This is a genomic window from Streptomyces sp. NPDC058671 (genome assembly GCF_042716475.1).
In the GTDB taxonomy this organism is placed as follows: Bacteria; Actinomycetota; Actinomycetes; order Streptomycetales; family Streptomycetaceae; genus Streptomyces.
Map to the genome: position 1 here is coordinate 175,709 of NZ_JBHXSA010000005.1, position 9,428 is coordinate 185,136.

The 9,428-nt window shown below is 72.6% G+C and carries 6 protein-coding genes; 2 read left to right on the forward strand and 4 right to left on the reverse strand.

Annotation, left to right across the window (positions count from 1 at the left end; genetic code table 11):
- Positions 1-29: 29 nt before the first annotated feature.
- The 4 genes from ACFWV2_RS08530 to ACFWV2_RS08545 form a co-directional block, all read right to left on the reverse strand.
- The gene (locus ACFWV2_RS08530) at positions 30-4,343 is read right to left on the reverse strand and encodes an alpha-(1->3)-arabinofuranosyltransferase family protein (protein ID WP_384403688.1); all 4,314 of its coding nucleotides are present in this window, start codon (positions 4,341-4,343) and stop codon (positions 30-32) included.
- A 22-nt stretch (positions 4,344-4,365) separates the two neighbouring features.
- Positions 4,366-5,043 carry a class I SAM-dependent methyltransferase gene (locus tag ACFWV2_RS08535; RefSeq protein WP_384404016.1) on the reverse strand — a complete coding sequence of 226 codons (678 nt, stop codon included), beginning with the start codon at positions 5,041-5,043 and terminating at the stop codon, positions 4,366-4,368.
- Positions 5,044-5,107: 64 nt separating this feature from the next.
- The gene (locus ACFWV2_RS08540) at positions 5,108-6,334 is read right to left on the reverse strand and encodes a glycosyltransferase family 4 protein (protein WP_384403691.1); all 1,227 of its coding nucleotides are present in this window, start codon (positions 6,332-6,334) and stop codon (positions 5,108-5,110) included.
- A gap of 258 nt (positions 6,335-6,592) precedes the next feature.
- Positions 6,593-7,549, reverse strand: a complete 957-nt coding sequence (locus ACFWV2_RS08545) for a DUF3068 domain-containing protein (RefSeq protein ID WP_384403694.1) — start codon at positions 7,547-7,549, stop codon at positions 6,593-6,595.
- 239 nt (positions 7,550-7,788) lie between these two features.
- On the opposite strand from ACFWV2_RS08545, the gene ACFWV2_RS08550 reads away from it, so the two are divergent.
- Together ACFWV2_RS08550 and ACFWV2_RS08555 are read left to right on the forward strand one after the other, a co-directional pair.
- The gene (locus ACFWV2_RS08550; protein ID WP_384403697.1) at positions 7,789-7,971 is read left to right on the forward strand and encodes a hypothetical protein; all 183 of its coding nucleotides are present in this window, start codon (positions 7,789-7,791) and stop codon (positions 7,969-7,971) included.
- Between the two features lie 8 nt (positions 7,972-7,979).
- A complete protein-coding gene (locus tag ACFWV2_RS08555) occupies positions 7,980-9,245 on the forward strand; it encodes a PucR family transcriptional regulator (RefSeq protein ID WP_384403699.1) in 1,266 nt (421 codons plus the stop codon).
- Positions 9,246-9,428: the final 183 nt, after the last annotated feature.

Here is a 9,428-nt window from a genome sequence, read left to right on the forward strand (position 1 = left end):
CCCCCTCCCGGCGGGTGCCCACGGCGCGGTCACGAGGGGCCACTGCCTTCCGGTCGCCAGAGCGGCGGCCGGGACCGGTGTCCGTCGCCGCTGCGCGGCCTGGCCGTGACCACCGGTCCGGCTTCCGGCGCGTCGGACCGGTCGTCGCCGCCCCGCCCGCCGCCGTCTTCTCCCCCGTCGGCGTCCCCGCGCCCGGCGGCCGGGGACGTCGGTCGCGCCGACGTCACCAGCGCGGCGGACAGGGCCACCAGCGTGAGCACCTGCGCCAGACCGCTGAACGCGCCCTCCCCGTCGGCGACCGGCTCCCCGGCGCCGAGGGCCGCGACGATCCCCGCACCGGCCATCGCCGCCGCCGCCGTCGGCACCAGCACGCCCGGCCGGAGCCGCGCGGCCACGGCGAGTACGGGCACGACCAGCGCCCACGGCCCCGCCACCACCGCGACGACCGCGGTCAGGGCGAGCGTTCCGAGCAGCATCCCCGGTGCCGCCGGCTGGGGCGGTGTCTCGTCGGCGGTGCCACCGTCGTCGCGCCGACGGCCCACGAAGGCCAGGGCGGCCAGGACGACGAGCGTGAACCCGCCGCCGATCAGGGCGGCCCGGTACGGCGCGGAGGGCTCGAACTCCATGGTCACCGTTCCGGACGCGCCGGCCGGGATCACCCAGGCCTGCTGCCAGCCGTCGAGGCGCACCGACTCCAGCTCCGCGCCTCCCAGGGTGGCCTTCCAGCCCTCGTTGGCGTTCTCGTAGGTCCGCAGGTAGGCGGCCTCGCCGTCGCCCGCCGACACCGAGACGGCCCGGCTGTCGTCGCTCCACCTGGTGACGGTGGCCTCGCGCCCCGCCGCTCCCTCGACGGCCCGGGGGGTGCCGCGGGTCAGCGTGACGTCGGTGATCGCCAGCGGGCCGGCGTCGGCCGCCTCCACCTCGTGATCGCCGGACGGAAGCTCCAGGGTGCCGTCCTTCTCCTTCCCCGCGCAGAGGGCGACGGTGACGGGACGCCGTTCGAGGAGGTCCCGGACGAGTCCGGAGGCCTTCGTCTTGTGCAGGACGCCGCCCACGGCGAGGTCGGGGCCCTGCCCGCACGGCAGCGAGAAGCGCGCGGACGGCTTCGGCCGCGGCACTCGCAGATCGGCCAGTGCGGGGACGTGCACCTCGCTCAACCCGACCGGCAGCTGCAGCTGCGCGTTCGCCACCGGGTTGTGGACGGTGAGCGGGGCGACCGTGGTGATGGTGATGTCGAGCCGGTTCGTCTCGATCTCCGGGAAGCGGATCCGCCCGTTCTCGTCCACGTCGGCCACCGCGGCGCCGTGCGGGGAGCTGATCATCACCTGCTCGGGCCGGGTGGACACCCCGCCCGCCGGCGCGAGGATGATCTCGTCGATCTTCTTCATCCCGGGCCAGCTCAGGTGGACGACCGGCCGGTCGCCCGCGATCCAGGCGGTCGTCAGATCACCGTCGACCAGGTTGCGGGCACCGAGTGCCGTGCCGTTGCGGCTGGTGGAGTCCACGGCGGCCGTCAGCCGGTTCTTCGAGCCGGGGGCCGAACGGTCGAGCAGTTCGTCCAGCGCGCCGCCGGGCACGGCGACGGCTCGCGCCGACACCTGGTACGCGCCCGACTCCTCGGTGCTGAACCGCCGGTGCAGTCCCACCTCCGCCGACGCGGGCGACAGGCCGCTCGCGTCGGTGCCACGGTGCAGGGAGTACACGGTCGCCGCCGCGTCGGTGCGCTCCGCGTCGGCGGGCAGCACCAGCATGCGCGTCACCTGGACGCCCGGAATCGACACCTCGGAGAACCCGGCTCCGGAGAGGCCCGGGCGCGCCTGCTGCGCGGCGAGGACGGTGATCTTCATCCAGGAGGCCTCGCCGACGGGAGCCTTGACCGTCTGCCGCAGACCGTTCGTCTGGAGGGGGCTGTCGGCCGCACCCCGGTCGGTCTCGATCCGCACCTGCGTGGGCGCCGCGCGCATGGCGTCACCCGGCAGGGGCGTCAGCTGGACGGAGGCCGGGATGTCGGTCGGCCGGGCGAAGTCCACTCGCAGCCACTGTCCGACCGGCTTGCCCGGGCTGCCCTCGGCCCACGCGGTGTCCGGGTTGCCGTCGAAGGCGTTCACCGGGTCGTGCTGCGGCAGGTGGAACAGCCAGTTGCCACTGCTGGAAGCCGTCACGGCCTCGGCGCCGCGCAGTACCGCCGTGGTCTGGTGGTCGATGCTCTCCGACGGCAGGATCTGCTTGGGCTTCTCACCCGGGTTCTGCAGGCTGCCGGAGTGATTGCGCTCGTCCGCCGTGTAGGTGTACGAGGTGTTGTTGTTGACGAGGCCGAACCGGGTGTCGGCGCGGCGCAGCCCGTCCGCGACCGCCTTCACCGGTGCGACGACGCCCTTGGGGAGCCGGTCCCCGGCCAGCACGGCCGGTCGCCCGGTCATGGAGGGATCGGCGGACAGCTGGAGCAGCGCCTCGGGTCCGCCGCTGACCACGGCCGTGTCGGCCACGGCCGAGACGCCGACCCTGTCGGGCCGCCCGGCCCCGTCCTGCGGCTGGTAGATCTCCACGGCCTGGAGCCGCGGGTAGAGCCCCTGCACCTGGAGCGGGGTGTCGGCGGCTATGCGTCCGCCGGTCATCAGCGGGCCGAACCCGGTGACCTTGCGGTAGCCGGACGACTCCAGGGTCCGCTTCACCGTCTGCGGCGGGACGTAGCCGATCTGGTCGGGGTCGAGGTCGTTGCGGACGACCACCTCGTGCATGCCGGCCCGTGCGAGGTACGCCCGGAGGCCCGGAACCTCGGTGCCGGACAGCAGCGCCTGCTCGACGGCGTCCGTCATACGGCGTGCTCCGGGAGTTCCGAAGGGGACGAAGTCCCGCTGCGCCCAGGGGGTCTCGGCCAGCACGTCGAAGGGCTGGTCGATGGGGGAACCCCAGGTGTAGATGCCGTGCGCCGTCGCCGGGACGACCAGGGCCCGGCTGTTCGGGGCGTTGTCCTTGAGCCAGCCGGCGGCCTTCTCCCAGTGGGTGGGAAGCTTGGCGAACCCCCCCGGCTGGAGGATCGAGCCGTTGACGTACGGGAGCGCCAGACCGGGCAGGACGAGCACCGCCGCGGTCACGGGCACCCAGCGGCGACCGGGGAGGGCGCGCAGGGCGCGAGAGCCTCTGCTCGCGGACAGCACGGCTGTCAGATGGGTGAGTCCGAGGACGAGCGCGAGGGCCAGTCCCGGCTGGAACTTGTAGATGTTGCGGAACGGCTTCAGCGGTCCGTTCAGCCAGTCCTGGACGGCACCGTGGAACGGACCGCCGGCGGCTCCGCCGTACCCGGCGAGGGCGATCAGGACGACGGCCAGGACGGTGAGCAGCAGCCAGCGGCGCTCCGGCAGGTCCCGCCGGGCCAGGCCGGCCAGGCCGAGCGCCGCGGCGAACGCCGAACCGAGAACGGCGATGACGGAGGTCGCGACGGTCCAGCCGGCCGGCAGCCACGCCTCACCGAAGTTCAGATACGCCACCCAGTTGCCGGCGCCGCGCAGGAGCTCGGTCGCCGACATGGTGGCCGTGGTGGTGTCGGCCTGCTCGACGTACGGCATGAAGTTCTCGCCGTACATGCCGAGCAGGAGCAGCGGCACCACCCACCACACGGTGGCCAGCACGACGCCCGGTATCCACCAGGCCAGCAGCGCGCGTCGGCGCCGACCGGGCGGGCGGCTGAGGAGGTACAGGCCCACGGGCAGCAGCGCGGCCAGTGTCGAGGCGGCGTTCACACCGCCCATGAAGGGGATCAGCAGCGCCGATCGCGCGGCGGCCTTCCGGGGGCTCAGCTCCGCGGAGGTCAGCGGCAGCAGCACCCACGGCAGCAGGGCGCCGGGCAGCGCGGCGGCGGAGGTCGATCCGATGACGATGGTGAAGGTCGGCCACAGCGCGTAGACCGCGGCCCCGAGGACCCGGGACGCGGACGTACCCACGCTGAGCCGCTCGGCGAGTCTGAGCGCGCCCCAGAAGGCGGCGGTCACGATGACCGAGAGCCAGAGCCGTTCGGCCAGCCAGACCGGTACCTGCAGCAGGTCCATGAGCGCGTAGTAGGGAAGTGCGGGGAAGGCGTAGCCGACGTACTGGTTGGCTATGCCGCCGAGGCCGACGTTCCCGTTCCACAGCGAGCCGAGATCGCCGAGGAAGCGCCAGGGGTCGAGGGCGACGCCGAGTTTGGTCTCGAACGTCGTCCTGCCGGGTGACACGGCGAGGAACGCCACCAGCACGACGGCCCAGAAGCCGAACAGCAGGCGTCGTCCGCGCGGCTCGCCGGACGCCCCCGACGGCGTCGGGCCGGGCTGCGGCACCCATGTGGGTGCCTGGACCGTAGTGGTCATGACCGTTCCTCGCTTCGCATGCTCATGGGCTTCGCCTGAGAATCAGCAGCAGATTCCAGGTGGCGATCTCGCGGAGTCCCGGCACCCGGGTGATCGTGCTCGCGAGGAACGGCCAGTAACGGGACCGCGCTGTCACGACCTGCACGTCGTCGCGACCGCGGACGTGCCGCAGGGTGGGACCGATGTGGACGGGGAAGAGGTTCTCGCCGAGCGTGTGCTTGGCCGCGCGACCGGTGCGCCGTTCGTAGCGCGCGCGGGCCCGGTCGGCCCCGAGGTAGTGCCACGGCGCGGTCTCGTGGCCTCCCCAGGGCGAGAGCCAGTTGGTGAACGACAGGTAGATCAGTCCGCCGGGGCGGGTGACCCGTGCCATCTCGCTGATGAACGTCTGCGGGTCCGACACGTGCTCCAGCACGTTGGACGAGAAGCACACGTCCGCGACGCCGTCGGCGAGCGGCAGCAGATACCCGTCGGCGAGCACCGCGTCCTCGGTGGTACGACCGCGGGCGTTCAGCTCCCGCGGGTCGGGCTCGAAGAGGTAGCTCTGCGCGCCGCGGCGGCGGAACTCCTCGGTGAAGTGGCCGCTGCCGCCGCCGACGTCGACGACGATCTTGCCGGTCAGGTCGACGTGGCGCGCCACCTGTGCGACCGAGTCGCGGGCCAGCAGGGTGTAGCACCGTTCGGGCTCCCGGGGTTCGCGCATGAACGCCCGGAAGAGGCAGGCCGATCGCCTCAGCGACGGGTCCTTGAACGCGCGGTCGGTGGTCTCAGCCACGGCCGCTCCTGCCGCGTCTCAGGGTCGTGGCGCGCTCCACGGCCTCGGCGGCGACCGCCTGGAACTGACGGACCGTCGCGCTCCAGCGGAAGCGCTGGGCACGCTGCGCCGCGGCGCGCCCCATGGCCGCGCGCCGCTCGGTGCTGAGGGACAGGGTGCACCACGCGGCGGCGAAAGAACTCTCGCCCCGGGCGAGCACGCCGGTCACCCCGTCCTCGACGGAGTCGCGCAGGCCGGGTATGTCGAAGCCGATCGCGGGGGTGGCCCGCGTGGCCGCCTCGGTGACGACCAGCCCCCAGCCCTCGACGAGGGAGGGGTGGACCAGCAGCCACGCCTCGCACATCAGCCGGTGCTTCTCGGCTTCCGACACCCGGCCGGCGAACGTCACGGAGGGACCGGCCATGGCTTCGAGGCGTTCCCGTTCGGGTCCGTCCCCCACGATGACGAGCCGGCCACCGGTGACGGGACGTACCCGTTCCCACAGCCGTAGGAGCAGGTCGATGCGCTTGTACTCGACCAGTCGGCCGACGGCGAGGAACAGCGGTTCCTTCGCCTCGGGCAGCAGGGGGCCGGGGTCTTCGACGCCGTTGTTGACGATCCGGATGCGGTCCGCCGCCACGCCGATGTCGCGCAGCTCGGCGGCGGTCGACTCGGAGACCGCCACCATCAGGTTGTCCCGGTGGATGCCGGTCAGCGCCCAGTGCTCCAGCTTGCGTCCGAGTCGTGCCGCCGGGCCCGGGTAGCGCATCTGCCAGAGGTCCGTGTGGACGTGGTTGACCAGGCACACCGTTGCTCCGCGGTGCCACAGCGGCGCCAGGTACGGCATGCCGTTGCAGACCTCGACCAGCAGGTCGCAGGTGCCGACCTCGCGGGTGAAGGTCGCCTTGGCCCGCGGGAAGTGACTCGCGTCGCCCCCCGCGGAGACCACCCGGTAGTCGCGTGCGGCGGCAGGGCCGCCGCACACGAGCGTGACCTCGTGGCCGGCGGCACTCAGACCGCCGGCTATCCGGTCGATGAGCAGTTCCGAGCCGCCGGCGGCCTCGTTGGCCAGGTCGCGACGGGCGAGGAAAGTAATCCGACGCGGCGCGGGCGCCCCGAGGGGCGCGACGTGCGGGTCGGGGGCGAGCGCGTCGGTGACGTGGCTGCCGGTACGGATGTGCGCGGGGACGGAACGGGAGTCCTTCTGGCCCGGGGCCAGAGCGGACGAGCGCTGGGGCATAGAGGTGCTCCAACTCGGCGGCTGCGGGTGGGATACGCATGAGGGTGTGCCGGGCTTCCGGGGATGAAGCGCTGGGCTGGCTCGTACTGCGGGTGTTTCGGGCACTGCGGGTGCCGCGGTGGCGGGCCGCCGGGGGTGGCGGCCGACGTGGGCGGAAACATTGCCCCTACCGCGGGGTAACATCAGTCTTCGTTCAGGGATTCGTTCCCGCTACTCACCCGGATGACAATTTCGGGACTTTGGGCGCCCCCGTTTTCCTCACTCCGATGAGTCGTCGGCCCGCCGGGAGCCGCGCATCAGCAGTGCGGTGCCGCCGAGGGCCAGCAGGCCGCCGACCAGGCCGCCCACGACGGGGGCGGTCTCGCCGAGCAGCTTCAGCCGGTCGCTGTCCGCGGAGGCCAGCTCGACCTGCTCACGCCGGGTCCCCTCGGTGAACTCCAGCCCCTCGCTGGCCAGCAGGGTGACCGCGTCCTTCGGTGAACCCGGGGCGCGCAGCGTCTTCTTCGGCGCGATCAGGGCGTTCATGATCCGCCCCGTGCGCTGGTCCACGGTCAGCTCGATCCGCGCGTTGGAGTACCACTCCTCGGCCAGCACCTGGCCCGGCTTCGAGCTGCCCACCAGCACGCCGGGCACCAGCCGGGTACCGGTCGGGGTGGCCTTGACGCTGCCGGCGAAGCGGTAGCCCTGGCGTCCGCCGACCCTGACGACCTCCTGGAACTCCAGCGGCACGGTGGCACCCAGGGTGCTGTCCCACCAGGAGTAGGCGCGCTTCTCGACGTCGAACGGGAACTTCAGGTAGGCCTCGCCCTCGAAGGCGGGCTTCTCGTCGCAGCAGTGCACCGGAAGGTTCGTCCGGCGGTCGGTCACCCAGCGCTCGGTGGTCCACTGCAGGGATTTGCGCGGGTCGCCCAGGGCGAGGGTCTTCGGCGAGTCGATCTGCGTCGACACGTCCCAGATGGCGTTTCCGCTGCGCTCACCAGCCGCTACGTCCCCCAGGACTCGGCGGGTGATGGTGATCGTCCGGCCTTCCACCGTGGAGACGGACCCCGTGTCGAAGTAGCTGCCCGGACCGGTGAAGACCGTCGTGGAGTCCACGTCGGTCGGTGTGCGCTTGGCGCGCGGTTCCACGTACCAGACCAGCAGCTGGGTGAACACCAGCAGGAAGACTCCGACACCCAGCAGAATCAGGGACAAAGGTGATATTGAACGACGCATGTGGGTACTCCGATACGGGCGCGACGTGCGGGGGCTCGTGGGCCGTGTGGGAAGGGGGCACACACACGGGGTGCAGCCTGTCCGGGGGCAACAAGGGATACCCGGCAGTAACAGTGACTGTGGACCGCGAAATTAGGCTGCCCTTGACCATCTGTCAATGCGCCTCTCATACTGGCCGCGCCGGACCGGGCCGGTGCGCTGGGTGACAGACCTCGATCAACGAGAGGCCGATCATCCTCATGTCCAGACTGCTCGCCGCCTTCCTGACCTGCGCCGCCTCCGCCCTCCTGGCCACCGGCGCCGCCTACGGAATCGTCACCGCTCTCGACGCCACACCCGAGCAGCAGAATGTGCCGCTCGTCACGTTCCCCGAACCGCCCACGGACGCCACGTCCAGCACAGCGGGATCCGGCGCGGGCTAGGTTGGAACATGCAGCCCGCAGCCCGAACGCGTAGGGACCGGACACCCAGGAGCGGTGCGGTGGAAGCGTCGTCAGCGTGGCACGACGTGCCACGAGAACGGATTCAGCAGTTCGCCGACCGGGCCCTTGAACAGGTCCCGGAACTGGCACAGGACATCCTCGCCGCGATCCGGCAGGAGTATCCGGGCCTCGTGCTGCTCCCCGACGAGTCCGGAGAGCCGAAGGCCCTGGTGGCGATCCGGCACGCGCTGGAGCTCTTCGTGGAACAGATGGCCACGGGGTCGGCCCGGCCGCGCACCCTCCCGGAACTGTTCCGGGACTTCGGGCGCGGCGAGGTCTCCCAAGGGCGCAGCCTGGACTCCTTGCAGGGGATCTACCGGCTGGGCGTACGCCTCTCCTGGCGGCGTATGGCGGAGATCGGCCAGCAGGTCGACATCCCGCCCTCGGCCATGTACGAACTCGCCGAGTCAGCGTTCGAGTACCTCGACGTCATGGTCGCCCAGTCGGTACGCGGCTACGCCGAGGCCGTCGCCCGCCAGGCCGGGGAACGGCTGCGCCTGCAACGGCTCCTCGTCGACCTCCTGCTCACCGAGCACCGCTCCGACCCGTCCGCCCTGCTCGCCGACCGCGCGGGCGACCTGGGCTGGCAGCTGCCCGGGAAGGTGGCGGTGGCGGTGCTGCTCCGCCCCGCCCAGGAGGCCGTCGCCCCTGCCGTCGGCGAGGAGATGCTGCTCGACATGGAGGGCACGCAGCCGCGCCTGGTCGTACCGGACCCGGACGCCCCCGGGCGCGCGGAGCTGCTGCACCGGACCCTGGCCGGCTGGTCCGGGGCGATCGGCCCGTCGGTCCCCCTGGCGGAAGCCGCCACGTCACTGCGCTGGGCCGAGGCCGCCGTCCGGATGATCGAGCAGGGTCTGCTGCCGCGAGGGCGGCTCCTGCACTGCGGTGAGCACGTCGAAGCCCTGGTGCTGCTGCCCGCGGGTGAGCTGATCGACGATCTCGCGCGGCGGCGGCTGGCGCGTCTCGACGAGGCCGGCGGCCCGGCGCACGCCCACCGACTGGCCGAGACCCTGCTGGCCTGGCTGGAGACGCGCGGTGGCGCCCCCGAGGTGGCCGCCCTGCTCGGGGTCCATCCGCAGACCGTGCGCTACCGGCTGAGGCAGCTCCGCGAGTTGTGGGGCGACGACCTGGACGACCCGGACCGCCGCTTCGAACTGGAACTGGCGCTTCGCACCCGGCGGCTGCGCGGAGAGTTCGGCCCACCGCCCGACTGACCCCGGGGCGGCGCCGACGTACCGCGCGGCGTCTCGTGCCATACGGCGTCAGCGCACCGCGGAAGGCGAAGGAGCGCCCGGCACGTGGGCGCCCGGCACGTGGGCGCCCGGCACGTGGGCGCCCGGCACGTGGGCGCCCGGCACGTGGGCGCCCGGCACGTGGGCGCCCGGCACGTGGGCGCC

Bases quoted from the DNA above. Each gene is read 5' to 3' on its own strand.
- ACFWV2_RS08530 (WP_384403688.1), bottom strand. From the start codon at position 4,343: ATGACCACTACGGTCCAGGCACCCACATGGGTGCCGCAGCCCGGCCCG.
- ACFWV2_RS08535 (WP_384404016.1), bottom strand. From the start codon at position 5,043: ATGCGCGAACCCCGGGAGCCCGAACGGTGCTACACCCTGCTGGCCCGC.
- ACFWV2_RS08540 (WP_384403691.1), bottom strand. From the start codon at position 6,334: ATGCCCCAGCGCTCGTCCGCTCTGGCCCCGGGCCAGAAGGACTCCCGT.
- ACFWV2_RS08545 (WP_384403694.1), bottom strand. From the start codon at position 7,549: ATGCGTCGTTCAATATCACCTTTGTCCCTGATTCTGCTGGGTGTCGGA.
- ACFWV2_RS08550 (WP_384403697.1), top strand. From the start codon at position 7,789: ATGTCCAGACTGCTCGCCGCCTTCCTGACCTGCGCCGCCTCCGCCCTC.
- ACFWV2_RS08555 (WP_384403699.1), top strand. From the start codon at position 7,980: ATGCAGCCCGCAGCCCGAACGCGTAGGGACCGGACACCCAGGAGCGGT.